The sequence below is a fragment of the Bacteroidia bacterium genome (assembly GCA_033391075.1).
Lineage (GTDB): Bacteria > Bacteroidota > Bacteroidia > J057 > J057 > JAWPMV01.
The window spans coordinates 703,840-723,725 of the sequence record JAWPMV010000001.1 but is presented as its reverse complement, the minus strand read 5'-3'; the positions used below and the strand labels follow the sequence as shown (position 1 = coordinate 723,725).

The following is a 19,886-nucleotide window of genomic DNA, read 5'->3' as shown; positions in this document are numbered from 1 at the left end:
CTGTCAAAGCTAAAAAGGCAGAACATAATTAACTATAGGAATTAAGAAGCAGAGGCATCAAGCTTGTTGGTCCCTCTGCTTCTTGCTATATGCATAGCACCGTCGGCAAATTCACCCAAACTTAGCACTAAGGGAGTATCTCCCAATCAAATCCTGAGAGAAAACACTCCCTCCAGTTTGACCTCAATCAGTTTCGCAAGCGGAAAGACCGTTTACTCATGGTTCACAGATTTGTCAAGCTAGCCTTACATTCTAAGGTTCGTTATTTCCTTAGAATCTGAAAGAGAAGCCATCATTTCATTCGCTGAGATTTACACATCTATCTACCCAAAGGAGGCAATTGCTGAAAAGGATTTTCTAATATTAGCTTCATCAAAAAATTACTCTATAAGCAAGAGGCCCCGATGAAAAATATCATCGGGGCCTTTTATTTTTATCTTAGATAACTTATCTGAATAAGGTAACAGTCCCAGATCTTCTAAAGTCGGTTCCATCAACACCTTGCCCGGAAATCAGGAAGACATATACTCCTTCCTGAACCGCTTGGCCTTTGAAGGTACCATCCCATCCTTCATTATTTGGATCAAGGGTACGATAGAGAAGTTCCCCCCATCTGTCATAGATAAGCATTTCACCATTCCCCAAATTCGGAACAAAGGCTCTGAAAACATCATTGTTCCCATCATTGTTCGGGGTAAAGGCACTAGGCACGTAAACTTTAGGAGCAAAAATTACACAATCCTCATTGGAAGTTGATGTTGCTCCATTACCTCCACTTTCATAGGCTACAATTCGGTAGCAATATTCTGCCTGATTCAAATCAGACAGATCGTCTTCGAAGGTAGTTTGGTTTCCAGGAACTATACCTACCGTTTCAAAAACACCATTCACAGTATTAAAAATCTGAATCTCATAGTTGAGTACACCTCCAGCCCAGTTCTGATAATTATTCCAATTAAGAACGGGTGTTGTACCATTAGCAGCAAAGCTTACTCCCAGTAAAATACTTCGTCCAAATAATCCGTCTGCCGAGAGATCCCCACATTGATCGATATTGAATATTCGATAATAATAGGATTGTTCATCGACCAGAACGCTGGTATCCTGATAGGTAGTGGTACCAAATGGGAGGGTATCTATTGTCGTGTAATTGGTCCCATCGGTAGAACGCTGGAAAACATAATCTCCCGGTTGTGTCCCCAGATAGGTATTCCAACTTATATCTATATAATCATCGTCTACTACCGTAGCAGTAATGATATCACTGGACTCGGTAGGTTGTGGATGAATAGGAGCCTCTTCACTCAGGTCGGAGAAACTTCTTTGATTAGTATTACCAAATCCAATCGCAAGTACTCTGTAGGTCACAGAATCTCTACAGAATTGTGCAGTATCCGTATAGGTCAAGGTATTTCCTGCTACCACATCGACCAACACCAGGGTATTCGGATCATAATTGATCGCCCTATAAATCTCATATTGTCCAACTATGTATCCTACATAGGAAGACCAGTCCAATTGAATCGCATCTACGAGAGGAGTCGTCTCCAGATCAACGGTACAATGTTCCTGTGTCGCATCTATATCCGAGAATTCCAGACAGGTATTTTGTACAAGTATCTTATAGCAGAAAGAACCGTTCCGTACATCCAGGAGCGGATTCGTTTCTGTGAAGTTAGTTGTATTCTGATCGGTAATGGTCGCAATAGGCCCTGCAAGCGGACCATTTATCCTATGAACTTCATAAGCCACGAAATCATTTCCTGCATAGGGAAGCCAGGTAATATCTACGGTATTATCGTCTACAACTGTGACATTCTCCAGTACAACGGGTTGTGGAACGATTCGAGTATCCACATCAATCGTTACGGCTGCAGAGGTATCTGCACATCCCAGTGAATCTGTGATCGCAACGGTCATGATATAGTTTCCAGGTTCAGAAAACGGAATCTCCAAACTATCTCTGCCAGCAGGAGTTGTTGCACAAACTATCTGCCCTGTATTGATTTCAACCAGACACCATTCATACTGGGTAATCGGAAAAGTAGAGGAGGAACTATCTGCGAAGAAAGTAACCGTCAGTGGATTACATCCCTGGCTAATATCTGAATAAACTACTGCATCGGGGTGCTGCAAACGGATGTAAGCGGGTTTGGTCAGGGTATCTTCACAGCCCAATCCATCCGAAACAATCAAGGTTACATCATATACTCCATCATTTTGGTAAATATGGGTAGGATTAGGATTGCCGAAAAGCGTATCTCCGTCTCCAAATGCCCATACGTAGGAAGTAGGAGGTCCAAAGGTAGATAGGTCCGTAAAGGTAACCGCTGCAGGCGCACAACCCAAAGTATCAGGTGTAGTGAAATCTGCAATGACTCCTGGTAGTACTGAGGTGGTTGTACTTACAGAATCTACACAACCAAAGAAGTCAGTAACAACTAAATCTACATCATAGTTCCCATTAACCAGATAGGTATAGGGCGGATTTTGCAAAGTCGAGCTATCTCCATTCCCGAAAGACCATTGCCAGCTTGCAATTGCCGTATCTCCTTCTGTCGAAAGGTCGGTATAGTTGATATTCAAAGGAGCACAACCCAGGGTATCAACAGGTGATAACGCAGCTGTAGGAGGCGCATGTACAATGACACTGTCCTGAGCCGGAAGATCGACCTGACAGGTTCCGTCAATAACGGAGACAGTAGGATAGAAAACACCGGAATTCAGGTAAACGTGTGAGACAACCGTAGTGTCAAATCCACCAGGAAGGTTATTAATAAAGTCAGCACCTCCATCCTGCCAGGATACCGGCACAATACCTATAGCTCCCTGGGTGATCACGGTAATCTCAACCGTATCTCCCAAACAAACTTCTGTTTTGTCAATACTAAATTGAGCGAGAGGTCCGCCAATTTGAATAAAATTATTTTTTGTTGTGGTATCCTGACAGCCGTCTTCATGGGTCGCTATCAGGGTGACATCAAAATCTCCTGCTAGGAAATACACATGCTGAGGATTTTGCAGGGTACTGAAACCAAAGCCATCTCCAAATGTCCAGCGCCATCCATTCACATTGCCAGAAGATGCATCTGTAAACTGGGTGGTCAAAATTGGACAGAAAGCCAGTGTATCAACAGCGGTAAAATCAGCAGCAAATGATTCTATATAAACTGCATTTGTACGGGTAATTGTTGCGCTACAACCATTCTGGTCAGTAGCAGTAAGGGTAACATCATAAAAACCCGTATCAGCATACACATGTGTAGGATCAGGATCTGTGCTGGTATTGCCATCTCCAAAATCCCAAACATAGGTAGGATTTACTCCTCCTGTTGTGTTGGTAAATTGTACCATGGCCCCTGCACAAGTACTGGAATCAACAACTGAAAAGTCAGGAATAGGTTGTGTCACTACGACTCCTCCCGGTATAGTTACCGAATCTACACATCCATGATCTTCTGTAACTGCCAGGGTTATATCAAACAATCCTCTATTCACATAGGTGTGCGTAGGATTTTGCTGATTGGAAGTATTTCCATCTCCAAAATCCCAGGTGTAAAGGGTAGGCGTGCTGAGGGAGAAAACTGCCGTGTTTTCTGTAAAGTCAACATCCAAGGGAGGGCATCCCAAACCAGGATCTATGTCTATAACCGGATAGGTTCCATATACCGTAACATCATCCGTTCGAATCATGGTATCCGCACAGCCAAAGGCATCTGTTACTATCAATGCCACTGAATAAAGCCCTGTATCTGCATACGTAAATTGGGGGGCAGATCCAGGTACAACCCCTCCTCCAGTGTCATAGTCAAAAAACCAAAGCAGACCATTGACATTCTGGACATTGGGAGTAGGCGTGACGGTAAGTGGCCGACAACCATCATTTACATCCAGGGTAAAGTCCGCAACAGGATCACCAGCAAAGATCACCGCGCTAAAGGTATCTGTACAACCCGTCAGACTGTTTTCGATCGCCTGAGTCAATACATAAGCACCAGGGGTTGTAACAGTAAGAGGCGGAGGATCCTGAAGATTGGAATATAATGCTCCATTCAGGAACCAGGTATAGATATCTGCCGGCCCAATAGAAGAGTCAGCAATTTGAATCGTCGAAGGAACGGTACATACCACAGAATCGCTCAAGGCAAATTGAGCCTTAGGTGGAGAAACAAATACCAGGTCTTCCTGCACCAGGGTATCCCTACATCCATTATCATTGATTACCAGGGCAACATCAAAGGTGCCTGAATCAGGATAAACCGTTGTCGCTGTATCATCCAGCATAACGAAGTTACCAGGATCAACATACTGGAAGTCCCAGAAGTATTCCCAATCAGGATCTGTATTCAAACTTCGGAAAGTAATATCCTCATTGATACAAATGGTATCCTTATCAACGGTGAAGTCCACAATAGGAGCATCCCCAGCCATGATGGCATTAACAAAATTGAGGGTATCCGTACATCCATTCACCGTCGTTATAATCAGCTGAACTGTATAGTTACCTGTGGCTGTAAATTGTACTCCTGCAGGATTTTGGTCTGTAGAGGTAGGTGGGACTGCATTAGTCGCACTTCCAAAATCCCATTCCCAGGAAACAATTGGATCTATCGAGGTAGAAATATCTGTAAAGTCAACCGTAAGCGGTGCACATCCTTCCGAAATACTCCTTTGGAAATTTACATTGGGAGGAGCAACAGTAAGGGTATCACAAAACACATCTGGACAGGAAAGGCCATTTTCGACAGTCAGACAAACTACATAGGTGCCAAAGGCTGTATAGGTGTGATTCGGATTTTGCTGATTGGAAGTATTTCCATCTCCAAAGTCCCAGGTCCAGGTCGTTACATCCGGAGAAGATCCATCCGTAAAATTAAAAGGAATGCCTGGTTGACAATCTTCCATTCGGTCTACAGTGAAACTCGCCGTTGGGCTCTGATTTACTGTAATTAAATCAACCTGGATTATGGTATCACCACATACAGGATTATTTGCCTGGAGCGTTACTGTATAAGTTCCAGGCGTAGAATAAACATACTGGACAATCTGATCTGTAGAATTTACCCCGGCAGTTTCTCCAAAGTTCCATGCAAGATCACTAACACCTCCCATGGAGGTACTTTCAAAAGTAATGGTATCACCTAAGCATATGATGGTAGCACTGTTTGTAAAACTGGCCGTAACCCCTCCTATCCCTACGATTGCATTTCTAATCAAGGTATCAGCACAACCATTTGAAGTTGATACGATCAATTGAGCATCATACTGGCCATCGGCATTATAGGTAACCGGGGGAGGTGTTTGACCTGTTGCAGTGCTTGCACCTGTATTGGTAGTACCTCCGGGAAAGTTCCAGGTATAGGTAGGATTAACACCACCGTTTAGCTGGGTATTATTCAAGAAATTAACAGTCAGAGGAGGATTACAGGACGAATTAACATCCACATCAAAATCCAGAACGGGAGGCTCTGCTAATTCGATTACATCTTGAAAAATCTGAGTAGAAGAACACCCATTGGCATCCGTTACCCTTAAAATCACTCCTATCGTATCAGGAGCCGCGGTAAAATTGAAACAAGGGTTTGCTCCAACCCCAGGCTGTCCATCAGACAGCGTCCATTCCCAATCCACAATGGCTCCGCCAGCAGAGGTTGAATTATCTGTAAAACATATATCAAGCGGAACACAACCTTCTGTTTGGCTAACTGTAAAATCCACCACAGGTGCCGGAAGGATCTCTATAAAACAGCTTCGGGTAATAGAATCCTGCGCACCTCCGGCATCTGTAACGACAAGGGTCACATCATAGCAACCCGGATCCTGGTAAACAAAAGTCGGAGTAGCCAGGGTACTGGTGGTATTTGCAGCATCCCCAAACCGCCATAAATAACTGCTAGGGTTACCCGTAGATAAATTCTGAAACTGGGCAACCAGTGAGAATGGGCTACAGCCCCGCGTATTATTAGCAGAAAAATCTGCTGTCAGCTGAGCATGGGCATTCTCCGGCAATAGAAATGCAAAGAGAACCAGTGCTAAAACAAGCTGCTTTAATTGCATATGGATAAATGTATTCAATTTTGATGCGTCAATGTTTTTAGGCCAAACAGGTACCCATGTACCTTGAAAATTACTTCCTTGAGTTATGCTGAGTGTCTACCAAATTCTGTGTCGTTTGGGTTGAATTAAGCAGTAAGCTCAAAACACTCCTCAATCTATATTGAATGTACCGAAGGGGAAATATCCCGAACGATTTTGACTAACCTAGGAAAATACTTTTTGATTTGTAGATGTTAGCCTGAAAGATTCTATCCTTTGAAAGATAATCGGGCTAAATGTACAAATTAATCAAAATATTCCTTCTCAAGTGCCAACAAGCTGAAATACAAGATTTTAATATCATCAGTATCCTTCTCATTCTCTCTGTTTCTTCATACTTCAGCAAGCATTTTAGATGGAAGATTTCATTTCGTTTTGCAGGTTTTAAGTAAAGGGGAACAATTGTGCGTCGTCCTCATAGACACGTAAAACACCCATGAGTACGAAATATAAAATAATAGGTCCTAGTTCAACAACAGACTTCCGCAAATTCCAGCGTCTTCCCCAACCCAGTATTAGTTGAAAAAAACTGGTGAACATCAGAACATTCCCGCTCAATTTGGCAACCGGATGAATAGAGACCGGACTGGGATGAATCTGAGAACTCCAGGAAGCGGAAGGGATCATGTGGTAGTAGGGAGAATTTAATCCAATAAATGCCAAAACTGCGATAAGGATTCCCCATTGACTTACGGAAAAAAACATCTCTACCCGATGCATCTCTCGAGAATAATTCATCCCTCTCGCCCAAATCAACACCAAACTGCTAAAGAGTATAAAACACCAAAGAATACCTGCATAGTAGGTATTCATTTCAAACAACCAATAAATCAGGGTCATCATGTACTGGATCGAGGCGTGCAGGAGCACGATAAAGGGAACTTCCTTTCTCGGAGACAGTAGCAAGAAAATTACAAGACCTGCGATTAGCAGTAAGAATAAGGTATTAAGCATCGGGTTATGCTTTGTCCCACAAAAATGGGCTAAAAATCCCTAAAGTCCAATTTATCCTTCTTCTGCTTTTTTGAGATTGTAAGCCAGACTGAATTGATGTGCCTGAAAACGAGAATTTACCCCATAACTACTAAAGCCATAATCAAAGGCAATCCTTCTTACCCGTATCCCTATTCCCATGGAAAAACCCGTCAATCCTCCTCTATTTTCAGAGGCCAGCTCTCTCCTTCTCAGATGATTGTAGCCGCCTCTTAGGCGAAGATTCCGGCCCAGCAAAAATTCTGTTCCAAATACAAAATGGCGAAAAATACCATCTATCGTCTGATCCTTGGGAGGAATCTCATTACCAGCCAAATCAAATACAGGTTCCGCATTGGGATCTTCATAAATCAAATCAAACTGATCCAGGTTTGAAGCAGTTATAGAAAAGCGCAGAGGCATATATTTCAATTTATTTGAAATCCCGGCCTGTATTTCGAAAGGCAGAGGTTCTCTGTTGGCATTTCCTATATAGGTACTTAGCTGCGTGCCAATATTCTTTACAACCAGACCCGCCGAGAAGAGTCGGCTTTTGCTATAATAACTCCCCCCTAAATCCAGGGCGATCCCAGCACTGGTATATCCGGGCCCAAGTGTTGAGCTGATAAATTTCAGATTGGCCCCATAACTAAATTGATTCCAGGACCTTGCTGCTCCGATATAAACGGCATATTCCCCTGCAGAAAACTCCCCGGTCAGATTGCCAAAGACATCAGCTCCTTGAAAAGTCCCATAGTCCAAAAACTGAACTCCCATGTGAAGCGTTCCAATCTTATCAAAATGATGCGCATAGGCAGCATATCCATATTTGATATCGGTCAGATAGTTTGACCAGGACAGAGTTGCTTGTCGATGCATAGAATCATTTAGCAAGCCCGGGTTTTGGGCAGCCAGATTCACATCATCATCGAGGGTAGAAATATTGACTCCCCCCAGAGAAACTACACGGGCAGAAGGACTCAAGGTCAGGAAATCATAAACATGCCGACCTCCAATCTGAGCTGATACTTCAGTCAGACATAGCAGCGCAAGAATGCATAAACCTAGTGCGATCTTTTTCACGTCGTGAATTTACAGGAATTTTCGGCACAAACTTAGGGAAAAATTTGTATCACAATAACGTGCCGAAAATACCTCTCGTATCTCTTTCAGCTATGGTCAAATGTTAGATAAAGAAATCCGGGGCGAGCTTGGTTCCCGGCTTTACTGCATATTGCTCCATATCGGTAATTCCCTCTTCATTAAGGACCTCATCATCTATGAAAAAGTTACCTGTACATTCTCTACTGTTTCTTTTCAGGATATAATATGCTGCATCCGCCATGATCTCTACTTTTCTCGAAGCATTCATCATTTGCTCCCCTCCTAGCATGTTTACCGCAGCCGTTGCAATCGCAGTTCTGGGCCAGAGACTATTTACCGCTATACCCGCTTTTTTGAATTCCTCTGACATGGCATAGGTACAGAAACTCATGCCGTATTTGGCATAGGTGTAAGCTAAATGAGGGGCAAACCATCTCTTCTCAATATTGAGCGGAGGAGAAAGATTGAGGATATGGGGGTTTTCCGATTTTTGCAAGTGAGGTATAGCTTTTTGCGAACACATAAACGTACCTCTATAATTTACACTGTTCATGAGATCAAAACGCTTCATCGAAGTTTGCAGCGTCCCGCTGAGCATGATTGCACTGGCATTATTGATGAGGATATCTATTCCGCCAAACTTCTCAATCCCTCTTTGAATCGCTTCATCCACCAATTCTTCCAGACGAATGTCTACTACCAAAGGCAAAGCTTTTCCTCCAGCCGCTTCAATTTCCTCTGCTGCCGTATAGATGGTTCCTTTTAGTTTTGGATGCGGACTGGCAGTTTTGGCAGCTACAATAATATTTGCGCCTTCAGAAGCCAGTTTGACAGCAATAGCTTTTCCGATTCCTCGACTGGCACCGGTGATAAATACAGTTTTGCCTGAAAAGTTTGACATAGTTTTTCTTCTCTTTTGAATAATCTTTGAACCTAATTTGGGGAAATTAGTTCAAAGGGAGAATATATATGTATGAAAACTTATCTTAGTTTAATTATCTCCCTTCTCCTCAGCCTATCTATATATGCTCAACAAAAGCCCTGGGATATGGGCAAAGCCCGCGCATATCAAGGCTATATTTCTGGTAATGAAAGTCAATGGTCAGAAGGCATTGATCTTCTAAAATCTGCCCTTAAAAATAATCCCGGCAATCTTGAATTGGCTTATGAGTATTTGCTTGCTGAATATGGCAAAATCGGTTTTTGCAATACCACCAATACCTGTGGAGATTTGGTAGATCTAATCGAGGATTCTCAAAAACTCCTGAAGAAAATCGTTAAGGAAAAAGGAGAGAGCTCTCAGTACTCAGCGCTAATGGGAGGCTTGATCGCCATGGAAATAGAACAGAAGCCTGCACAAATGATGTTTTTAGGCCCTAAATGCAGCAGTCATATTTCAGAGTCTGTAGATATGGACAGTCAAAACCCTACAGCCTGGGTAGAAAAAGGGAACCTCAAATATCATGCACCCCGTCTTTTTGGAGGAGATATGGAAGAAGCCATCGAATGTTTTAAAAAGGCCATATCTCTATATGAAGCAAAGCCAGCTCTCAGGGCAAATAGTTGGCAATACCTACATGCTTTGGCCTGGTTGGGGAAAGCATATGAAGAGGAAGATGAAAGGGAAAAAGCCAAACAAGCTTACGAAAAGGCCCTCAAAGTAGCACCCAATTTCTTATGGGTGAAAAAGGAGTTGCTTCCTGATTTATTGAAAAATGGATAAAAATCTATTTGAAAAAGATCGCAATAGCACCAATAGCTGTAAGGAGTATGACCATTTTTCTGAATAAATCATCTTTAATCATCCTTATCAATTTTACCCCAATAATAAGTCCGAAAAATAGAGCCGGATAAATGAAAAGATTCACTTTGAAAGACTCCAGACTAATGGTTTCCCATACAAAAATGTGGAAAGGTAATTTGAAAAGATTAATGAAGAAGAAAAGCCAGGCTGCCGTACCGATAAATTCATTTTTAGGAAGCCGCATAGCCAGGAAGTAAAGATTGGAAAAAGGACCTGCCAGATTTCCGATCATCGTTGTAAAACCGGCAGCTAAGCCCATAATACTTGAGAACCATAAGCCCTCAGGCACCTTTACTTCTTTCTGTCGATCCCACCAGTACATCATTCCCACGGTAAGTAATATGATTATTGCCATTCCTTGCCGAAATATATCTTCCGGCAAATCTTTACCTATCCATGTACCCAATAAAACCCCGGCAACCATCCAGGGCATCAATCGATATATATGCTTCCAGATTACATCATTTCTATAATATATAATTGCATAAATATCTGCGGCTATGAGCATGGGCATCAATATCCCTGTTGAAGCTTTTGCTCCATAAACCAGTGCCAGCAATGTTACAGATACAACTGCAATTCCTTTTATGCCCGCTTTAGAAAAACCAATCAAAAGAGCTGCAAAAAGAACCATGGCCCATTCATACCATAGAATTTGAAATTCAGGAGCAAGTGAAAACATAGATATAGATTAGGAATTTTGAGTGCTGACCCCATAGAGAATAAAATCCAGCATTTGTTTTTCCAGCTCAATAGGATTCAGGACATCTTCCTTATCACGGGAATACCAGTGAAAGAGCCAACGAATAGAAGAAAGGATCGCTTCCATAGCGATCTCAAGATTCATGGATCGAAAATCCCCCTTCTCAATGCCCTCAGAAATGATATTTCGAAGCATTCCTTCATATTCTTTACGATTTTGGAGAAAGTCATCCCGCCTGTCTTCATTCAGATGTTTCCACTCCGCCACCAGTAAATAGACATGATAAGGATAGTCAGTTGTAAGGCGCACATTGAGGGCCACAACTGCTTTTAATTTTTCTGTAGGAGAATAAGAGGAATCATAAATATCCTTCATCCCTTTATGAAATCTGCCAGCGATATCGAAGAGGATGTTTTCGAGGATATCATGTTTGGACTTTACATAATTGTAAAGCGTAGGAGCCTGAATATCCAGCTTATCTGCGATATTTCGCATAGAGGTTGCCTTATAGCCTTTTTCGAAAAAAAGCCTCAGACTTGCCTGATAAAACTGTTCTCTATTAGTTTTTCTCTCCATGATCGAAGGCCAAGTTAGCAATTATTTGAGATCGGGAGAGAATAAAAAAGGCCGTTAGAAAAATTCTAAACGGCCTGCCTTCTGTATGCTAAAGAAACTATGACTAATTCTTTATATATCTGCCACCGCTATCGGTAAAATTTCCGAGTAAAATCATGATCAGGTCAATCAATACCCAAATTCCAAATCCACCTGCAGTGATCAACATTAGTATTCCCGTAAGAAGTTTTCCCGCATAAAAGCGATGTATTCCCAAAGCTCCTACAAAAAAGCAAAGGAGGAGGGTGAGGAGAAAACTTTTATCACTTCTGGGTTCCATGTTTAATAATTGTTTTAAGGGTTATTTATAAATGTTTTAAATTTTTTAGGCCTTCATTAACAGCTTATTAACGGCTGTGATTTAATCCATTTTAATAGGCTTCTTTGATATGAAATCGAAGGACTATTTATTAGTTTTACACACTTTAAGGACGGGGTCTTACTACTACAAGTTGGAAAAGAGAAAGGTTTTGGGAGAAATACATCCTGAAAAACCTCATAATCAGCATATTTTAGCATTGCTAGATATGTTCATATTGTCTTTCCACTTGTTTTTTTGCCCTCCTTAGCTCGTGTTCTTTGCATCCGGCAATTTAATTTCTTAGCAGAAAGTCAATTATCAATCTTATATATATATACCTAGTTATTTACTCAAAAATTTATACTAAATACTATGGCTAAGTTAATCAGTACCAATCTTACTCCTGCTGCTTTGGTTGAGAAGACCATTATCAAAGGTCAGGGCCATCTCAGCAGCACAGGTGCTCTGGTAGTAAAAACGGGCAAATTTACAGGTCGCTCTCCTAAGGATCGCTTCATTGTAAAAGATGCCATTACGGAAAATAGCGTGGATTGGGGAGATATCAATCTGCCTATTTCACAAGAAAGTTACTCTCAGCTCTTTGGCAAGATCAAAGGCTATATGGATGGACTGGACGAAATCTATGCTCGCAAAGTTTTCGCCTGCGCCAATCCCAACTATAAACTGGCAATCAAAGTTTATACAGAATATCCCTGGCAAAACATCTTTGTCTACAATATGTTCCTTCGCCCAACGGAAAAGGAATTGAGTACTTTCATTGAAGATTGGACGGTTTATTCCTTTCCTGGATTGAGTGCTGATCCTAAAGTCGATGGGACTCGTCAGGAAAATTTCTCCATCATCAATTTCAGCGAAAAGACCATCATCATTGGGGGAACTGCTTATACGGGTGAAATTAAAAAGGGGATTTTCTCAGCCCTGAATTTCATTCTCCCAACCGAAAGAAATGTACTTCCTATGCACTGTTCCGCAAATGTGGGCAGCAATGGAGACACCTCTCTTTTCTTTGGACTTTCTGGTACGGGCAAAACCACTTTGTCAAATGATCCGGAAAGACGGTTGATCGGAGATGATGAGCATGGATGGTCAAAGGAAAGTATCTTCAACTTTGAAGGAGGATGCTATGCAAAGACCATTGACCTTTCGCCCAACAAAGAGCCTCAAATTTGGGATGCCATCAAATTTGGCGCCCTACTCGAAAATGTAAAATTCAAGGAAGACGGCAATTCCGTAGATTATCAGGATTCTTCTATCACGCAAAACACCCGTGTGAGTTATCCGATATACCACATCCCCAACATCATGTATAATTCTCGCGGGGATCTTCCACAAAATATATTCTTTCTTACCTGTGATGCCTTTGGAGTACTACCTCCTATATCTAAACTAACTGTTGAACAGGCCATGTATCACTTCCTTGCTGGATACACTGCAAAAATTGCAGGTACAGAAGAGGGAGTAACTGAACCCGAAGCGACATTTTCAACTTGCTTTGGAGCCCCTTTCCTTCCCCTGCATCCCACTGTTTATGCTGATCTGCTCGGTAAAAAGCTCCGCAAAGGGAGTAAGAGTGGAGATGGTAAAATCAATGTCTGGCTGGTAAATACCGGATGGACTGGAGGATCTTATGGAGAAGGTAGTAGAATGGAGCTCTCTTATACCCGCGCCATGGTAAAAGCTGCACTGACCGGAGAATTGGATGAAGTAGAATACCGTACACAAGAAATTTTCGGTCTTCAGATTCCAACTTCCTGCCCGGATGTGCCCAATGCCGTTCTGAATCCCAGAGATACCTGGAGAAATGAAGAGGATTACGATAAAGTTGCTGCTAACCTCGCAGAGCTTTTCATTGTAAACTTTAAAAAATACGAAGATCAGGCCAGCAAAGAAATCGTTGCGGCTGGCCCAAAGATCCCTACAATGGCATAATTAGAAAACATACTACGGAAGGGGAAACAAATCGCTGTTTCCCCTTATTTTTTTCTATACTTTTTACCCGGTAATTGCCGTACCAAATCTTTAAACTCCATATTGAGCATAAGAGGATTCAGGCTGGGAATAGGAATTCCACTCAACAGACTCAGTTTATCAAGCAGTAAGTCTTCTTTATCCAATAAGTGTAGCAACTTTTTTTCATTGGGGCTCAGGCTTATTTCCGGCCTTTTTAACATCAGTTCCAATTGCTTGCTTTTATCCTCATGGAGCTGCCACTGGATATCCAAATCCTCCAGAATTTCAGAAGGGTGACTTACCAGCTTGGCTATATTCTCACGAATCAATCGATTACAGCCCTCCGACCAGACATCCCCTACTCTTCCCGGTATCGCATACACCAGGCGATTCTGCTCAAAAGCAAAACGAGCGGTAATCAGTGCGCCTCCTTTTCTTCCAGCCTCTACTACCAATACAGCACGCGAAATTCCTGAGATGATGCGATTTCTTGCCGGGAAATAAGGAGCCTCGGGTTCTGTACCTCCCAAATATTCTGTTAGCAAGGCCCCAGCTTCGGTGATCTCTTCCGCCTTCCTTCTGTGAAGAGCTGGATAAATCGTATGGAGTCCATGTGCCAATACAGCTGTAGTCTTTCCCCTAGCCCGCAAAACAGCCTTATGCGCAGCTATATCTATCCCGAAAGCCAAACCGCTGACTACATTGATACCCTGTCGGGCATAGAAGCTGGCAAAATCAGCACTTAGTTCCAGCCCATATTCGGTAGCCTTCCTCGTACCTACAATTGCCAGATTTTCCTGCGCATTGAGGTTAAGTTCCCCTTTTTTATAGAGGATTAAAGGGGCATCATAAATGCTTTTCAAAAGTTCAGGATAAGCGGGATCAAGGTAAGTCAGGATTTCTATGCCCGCTTTTTCACAAAAGGCCCATTCTTCTTCTGCTCGCTGCATGCTTTGTTCCTTTTTCAGGAGCGCAATGGCATGAGCCCCGATACCGGGAGCTCGCATAAGTTTAGACCTGGGAGTGGAGAATACGGCTTTGGCGGAGCCGCAAAAGGCGATCATATTTCTGACACTAACCGGTCCAAGACCTTTGGTTAGCGAGAGCGCCAGAAGGTGTAGTTTGTGTTCTTGCACGCTGCTATTATTGTGTTTTCAATAATAAAGGTACAGAAAAAATAAACTCCGGAAATTTCCGGAGTCCATTTATGGCGAAACTACTCATTAATTTTTGCCAGATTTTTGGTATCAGCCAGTTGAGGTACTGTTTTCAGGTAATCATGGATGGCGAATATTTCTGTTGAATCCAGAAAGGCATAGGGGAGCATGGGATAGCTCAACTTCCTTCCTTCCGGATGCTTTCCAAATTTCAATGCCTGAAAGAAATCATCCTGGGTCCAGCTACCGATTCCATCCGTTTCATGCATGGTGATATTGGCAGATTCCACCGGTTTCATATCTCCTACTGCAATCGGGTTTCCTCCTCCCAGAAAACCCGCCGACTTCTCAGGTTCCATAAAATTGTTGCTTTCAAAGGAAGCTGAATGGCAGTTATAGCAAGCATACAAACTATTGGCCAGGTATTGTCCAAAGTGTTTATCTGCAGGCCCGGGTTTTGAAATTTCTTCCAGAGGAAGTGGCAAGGGCTTAAAAGCAATCGTATACAGCAACTTAACCAGAAAAGTGGGCTCGTATTCAGCTAGCTGGTTTGAAGAGGCTTGAACTGCAGCTTCATTTGAACGGAGGAATGCAATTATGCTGTAAATGTCTTTTTCGGCAGCTGTAGGAAACCTCATCATCATGGGAAGACTAAGGCCTCCATCCTTCTTTACACCGGTTCTCAGCAAGCGGTACAATTCAGCATCTGTATAAGAGCCAATGCCGTATTGCTCGTCCTGGGTAATATTGGGTGCATAAATTTTCCCAAAGCCCTCTTCCTCAGCAATGAGCTTTCCTTCCAGTCTTCCTTTATTTCCGTGGCAATGGTTACATAAGACCGAAGACAATTCTGCCCCATTCGAGACCCGCTCGGGATTTATTTCAACCTCAAGATTCCCAAGAGGAACTTCCAGTTGATAATTGGGTAAGGGCTTGAAATTGATGAATAGAACTAACAATAGCACCAACCCCAGGAGGGATGCAAGGGTTATGCCCAGGTATTTTAGGATCTTTTTCATTTTTGTGGATGTTTCTTAGGTTAATGATCACGGAGTCCGTGACGATCAATGATTCTGATAAAAGCATTCTTTCCCCCTTTTTTTTCGAACTCGAAAAGGGTCTCAAAGAGAATTGAGCGAACCTCTTCTTGTGCAGGTGCATCCTTATGCATTTGGAGGTAATTGAGGGTTTCTTTCAGGGCCCAGCATTCTTCCTTTATCTGCCGGGGATTTTTAAGAAAGGCCTGAATTACTTCTTCTTTGATTTCTTCTTTTTCAGCTTGTGTCAATCCGTTGTCGATCATGAAGCTCAGGATTTGCTGATAGCGACTAAGCTCAGATTGATAGAGCGTGTAGTTTTCTTTCTTTGCCAGAATTCGATCTGGTCCTGCCAGTAGAAGCTGATGCGTCAGGAGCAGAAGGAACAGGCCTAAAAGCCTGGGAAATAGTTTCATGGGAATGTCTCATTAAGTTCAACTTAGCGCATTCCATAATCTTGACTTGGGAAGGCAGACAAGGCGCAATAAACTGTGTTAGCGTCCGCCCGATGGATTTGCAGGAGGGTTAAGGCTGAATCCCATTTGCATCATGATGCTCAGATTATCTTGAAATTCGTATACCTGGCTGATTTTCTCCTGCTGGATTTTGATCATCAGATGTCCCCAGCTATTTACCGGCTTTTTTGTGCTATTGGGCGTCCAGCTTTGCAAACCATAGATGAGCACATATTGCCCCTTTTCAGAGCCTTCAACGATCTCAAGGCTCATGATGCCCCCTTCCTTTATTCCCAACTCACTTGCATCTGCGTGATAGGATTTCCATAGTGCCAGAAAAGCATCTTTATCCAGAGGTTTATCTGAATTGAAATACAGGAATTCGTCGGAAATTAATGATCCAGCCTGATCCAACTCCCCTTGTACAAGCTTGCCTATAAAATCCAGCCCAAGCGTCTGCAGTTCTTCTGAATTTTCAGGAATCTTTATCTGTGTTTTTTCCAGCTTTATCTGGGCAGAAGCCAGCAAACAGCTGAAGATAATTACACAGAAGATGGCCAGTGATTTGTGTGAATGATACATATTGATAATGGTTAAAAGTGAATGTTTGATGTTCTCTGTCAAAAGACGTCAAACAAACTTCTTCTTACCTATCAGCTATGTATCCAATGCTTACACTTATGTATCATTGAGCATAAAACACTGATTATCAGGAATTTTCAACTCAGAGAATTAGGCTTCACCATTCCGGGGGCAAGGCCGTACTGGTCTTTAAAGCATTTGCTAAAGTATGCGGGACTCGAAAACCCACATCGAAAGGAAATTTCTGCAGCTGTCCCTACTCCCTGCTCCAACATCCGCTTTGCCTTTTGCAACCTCAGGGTCCTTACAAAAACAGAGGGAGACATATTTGTCAATGCTTTTAGCTTTTTGTGCAGATGTCCCCGGCTTATTCCCAGGCCTTCACTCAAGGATTCGATCGAGAGTTCCTCATTTCCAATCTCGGCTTCAATGAGTGCGCTCAAACGGTTTAAAAATGCTTCGTCCAGCGAATTCTCCTTAGTCGCTTCCCAGCCCAAAATTCCTGGCTTCTGAAAGTGTTCCCTTAACTTTCTCCTTTGTTCGATAAGGTTGCGGATTCGTAACTTCAATTCATCTGCATCAAAGGGTTTGCTCAGGTAATCATCCGCTCCGGTCTCCAATCCTTCCAACTTACTGCTGCGATCTCCTTTGGCAGTTAACATGATGACCGGGATGTGGCTACTTATTTCCTGGGTCTTAACTTTATGGATAAAGGTGATGCCATCCATCCTGGGCATCATGACATCGGAAAGGATCAGGTCGGGGAGTTTTTTATCGAGGAAAGCAAGACCTTCGACTCCATTTTCGACCTCCCATACCTGATAGGCTTGCTCCAATTGCTGCTTAATAAATCTTCTGACATCAGCATTATCCTCAACCAGTAAAATCGAGGCTCTTTCGGCTGCTGTTTGGGGAATGAGCGGAAGTATACTTGCTTCTGCTTCAGTGAATTCTTGTGGGAATTTGTAAACAGGAATTTCTCCTTCGACATCTTGTAGAGGAATTGCTACCCTAAAGCTGCTTCCCTGGTTCCATTCACTTTCCACTTCAATTTCCCCACCCATCAGATGCACCAACTCGCGGGTCAGGGCAAGTCCAATGCCCGAACCTTCGATTTCGGAGCCTTCTACCCGATAAAATCGATCAAATATCTGGGGGAGATCTGTAGCTTTTATTCCGATTCCATTGTCTTTTACCTCTATGGCTAATTGGTCCGGATCTTTTAGCTGAACTTCCATTTCCACCCTGCCTTCTTCGCCGGTATATTTAATTGCATTGCTGAGCAAATTTGACAGTATGCTTTGCAATTTGTCAGGATCAAAAGCGGTAATGCATTCCCCTTCCGGCACATGGATGTCAAAGTGAATTTCCTTCAAATCAGCCATGGACGAAAAGGAATGAGCTATGCCTCGAATAAAGGCAAAAATATCCCCGCTTTGCAGCCTGAGCACCATCTTCCCTGACTCAAGTTTAGCCAGGTCCATCAATTGACCGACCAGAACTTCAAGGCGGCGGGCATTTTTTTGCACCAGAGAAAGCTCCTGGCCCAATTCCCCTTTTCTATACTCTTTCAATAATTGCGAAACAGGTCCCATGATCAGGGTAAGCGGCGTTCTGAATTCGTGAGAGATGTTTGCGAAAAAGCGAGATTTCAATTGATTGAGAATTCGGAGGTTTTCGCTTTCTGTTTGCTTCAATTCCATGATGTGCTCCATTTTCCTTCTCCGATTTCGATAGCGGAAAATCAGCCAACCGATGAGAGCCAGAAAAAGCAGAAGGATTAAGGAGCTGAAAATTAATATGCGATTCCTCAGCAATTCCTCTTCCAGTAATGCCAGTTTCTGAGCCGAAAGTTGAGCCTCTTTCTCCTTGGTTTCGTATTTAAGCTCCAATTCAGAGAGGTTTTCGGTATTCTCTCTCAGGATCATGCTGTCCTTGACCTGGGTAAGAGCCTCCAAAGCAGCCAATTGGGAACGGTAATCCTTGCGCTTTCCAAATACAGCCAGGCGAGTTTCGTACGCCTCCTTTTGCAAGGAAAGTACATCCTGTTCTTTTGCCATGGACAAAGCACGCTCACTATGAAAAAGGGCTTGCTCGTATTGGCCAAGGTTTACAAAAGCTTTTGCCAGATTATTATGGAGGTAAGCAATGTGGTATTTGTCCCCAAAGGCCTCGAATAGTTTAAGTGAAGATTGGTAATGCCTCAGGGCTTTTGCAAAATCTCCTTGCTCCAGGTAGACATTTCCCAAATTACTTTCTGCAGCTGCGATTTCCTTTTGCTGTTCGTATTTCTGTGCATTGGCGAGGTACTTCCTATAATAAAATAGCGCAGAATCCAGCTTTCCTTGACGCAAGTGGATGTTGCCTATTCGGCTGAAATTAAATGAGAGTTTAGCTTCCGGGCCGTGGGTTTTCCGAAGAGACAGGGAATGGAGATAATGAGCCAATGCTTTAGAAAACTCTTCCTGGCTTTCGTACAAAAAGCCCATATTGTTGTTTACCGCTGCTTGCCCATCCACATTTTCGATTTCCTCATAAGTCTCCCGAGCCAATTGAAAGTAGTTCAGCGAACTATCCAGTTTGCCCAACCTCAAAAAACAGTTGCCTAAACTCATGTGAGATTTGGCAAGCTCGGATTTCTTTTCCAGTTGTATGGCAAGTGGTCTTGCCCGGTGAAAATGATGAATCGCCGTATCAAAGGAACCCCGAATAGCATAGGTCGTTGCCAAATCCAGGTAAGCAGTCAATTTTCCAGGAAGGTAGGCATGCGCTTCTGCGAATGCTACAAAAGCCTGGCTATACTTGCTGGCACTATCAAAACTTTGTGCCATTGAAGCCTGAAAAAGACGATGATAAGCATCACTCTTCAAAGAATCATTTTGGGTAGAAATCAGCACTTCTTTCAAACTATCCGAAGGAAATGTTTGAGCGGGACTTGGGCTCCGAAGAAGCAGAAGTAGGCTTAGTAGTATTATAGGGCGCATGCTTTCCAGTTGGTGTTAAATAAAATACGCAGGAAGCCGCTTTTAATCAAATGATTATAAGTACTTTGGGCAAATACGAGCCAGGTATACTTCAATATTACGTAA

At 42.8% G+C, this 19,886-nt stretch carries 13 protein-coding genes and 1 pseudogene; 2 read left to right on the top strand and 12 right to left on the bottom strand.

Features of this window, described 5'->3' with window-relative positions; all coding sequences use genetic code 11:
* Positions 1-447 precede the first annotated feature (447 nt).
* The 4 genes from R8P61_02780 to R8P61_02765 form a co-directional block, all read right to left on the bottom strand.
* On the bottom strand, positions 448-6,057 hold the full coding sequence (locus R8P61_02780; GenBank protein MDW3645963.1) for a PKD domain-containing protein: 5,610 nt from the start codon (positions 6,055-6,057) through the stop codon (positions 448-450).
* A gap of 423 nt (positions 6,058-6,480) precedes the next feature.
* Entirely contained in the window at positions 6,481-7,050 is a 570-nt protein-coding gene (locus tag R8P61_02775) for a hypothetical protein (GenBank protein ID MDW3645962.1), read from the bottom strand.
* A 51-nt stretch (positions 7,051-7,101) separates the two neighbouring features.
* Positions 7,102-8,151: a type IX secretion system protein PorQ gene (gene porQ, locus R8P61_02770; GenBank protein ID MDW3645961.1), complete on the bottom strand. Its 1,050-nt coding sequence runs from the start codon at positions 8,149-8,151 to the stop codon at positions 7,102-7,104.
* Positions 8,152-8,254: 103 nt separating this feature from the next.
* Positions 8,255-9,073 carry an NAD(P)-dependent oxidoreductase gene (locus R8P61_02765; protein MDW3645960.1) on the bottom strand — a complete coding sequence of 273 codons (819 nt, stop codon included), beginning with the start codon at positions 9,071-9,073 and terminating at the stop codon, positions 8,255-8,257.
* Positions 9,074-9,145: 72 nt separating this feature from the next.
* Here R8P61_02765 and R8P61_02760 point away from each other — a divergent pair, with 72 nt between their 5' ends.
* A complete protein-coding gene (locus tag R8P61_02760) occupies positions 9,146-9,895 on the top strand; it encodes a tetratricopeptide repeat protein (protein MDW3645959.1) in 750 nt (249 codons plus the stop codon).
* 4 nt (positions 9,896-9,899) lie between these two features.
* Here R8P61_02760 and R8P61_02755 read toward each other — a convergent pair whose 3' ends face one another.
* The 3 genes and pseudogenes from R8P61_02755 to R8P61_02745 form a co-directional block, all read right to left on the bottom strand.
* The gene (locus R8P61_02755) at positions 9,900-10,658 is read right to left on the bottom strand and encodes a sulfite exporter TauE/SafE family protein (protein MDW3645958.1); all 759 of its coding nucleotides are present in this window, start codon (positions 10,656-10,658) and stop codon (positions 9,900-9,902) included.
* Between the two features lie 9 nt (positions 10,659-10,667).
* Positions 10,668-11,255: a TetR/AcrR family transcriptional regulator gene (locus R8P61_02750; GenBank protein MDW3645957.1), complete on the bottom strand. Its 588-nt coding sequence runs from the start codon at positions 11,253-11,255 to the stop codon at positions 10,668-10,670.
* 103 nt (positions 11,256-11,358) lie between these two features.
* Positions 11,359-11,553, bottom strand: a pseudogene (locus R8P61_02745) (TM2 domain-containing protein).
* Between the two features lie 414 nt (positions 11,554-11,967).
* Here R8P61_02745 and pckA point away from each other — a divergent pair.
* Positions 11,968-13,545 (top strand): phosphoenolpyruvate carboxykinase (ATP), encoded by a 1,578-nt coding sequence (gene pckA, locus R8P61_02740; GenBank protein ID MDW3645956.1) that lies wholly within the window; start codon positions 11,968-11,970, stop codon positions 13,543-13,545.
* Positions 13,546-13,589: 44 nt separating this feature from the next.
* Here pckA and dprA read toward each other — a convergent pair whose 3' ends face one another.
* From dprA to R8P61_02715, 5 genes are all read right to left on the bottom strand, one after another.
* A complete protein-coding gene (gene dprA / locus R8P61_02735) occupies positions 13,590-14,702 on the bottom strand; it encodes a DNA-processing protein DprA (GenBank protein ID MDW3645955.1) in 1,113 nt (370 codons plus the stop codon).
* 80 nt (positions 14,703-14,782) lie between these two features.
* Complete coding sequence (locus R8P61_02730) at positions 14,783-15,742, bottom strand: cytochrome c (GenBank protein MDW3645954.1); 960 nt, start codon at positions 15,740-15,742, stop codon at positions 14,783-14,785.
* A 20-nt stretch (positions 15,743-15,762) separates the two neighbouring features.
* Positions 15,763-16,176: a hypothetical protein gene (locus R8P61_02725; GenBank protein ID MDW3645953.1), complete on the bottom strand. Its 414-nt coding sequence runs from the start codon at positions 16,174-16,176 to the stop codon at positions 15,763-15,765.
* Between the two features lie 78 nt (positions 16,177-16,254).
* A complete protein-coding gene (locus R8P61_02720) occupies positions 16,255-16,797 on the bottom strand; it encodes a hypothetical protein (GenBank protein ID MDW3645952.1) in 543 nt (180 codons plus the stop codon).
* A gap of 137 nt (positions 16,798-16,934) precedes the next feature.
* The gene (locus R8P61_02715) at positions 16,935-19,781 is read right to left on the bottom strand and encodes a tetratricopeptide repeat protein (protein ID MDW3645951.1); all 2,847 of its coding nucleotides are present in this window, start codon (positions 19,779-19,781) and stop codon (positions 16,935-16,937) included.
* Between the last annotated feature and the right edge of the window lie 105 nt (positions 19,782-19,886).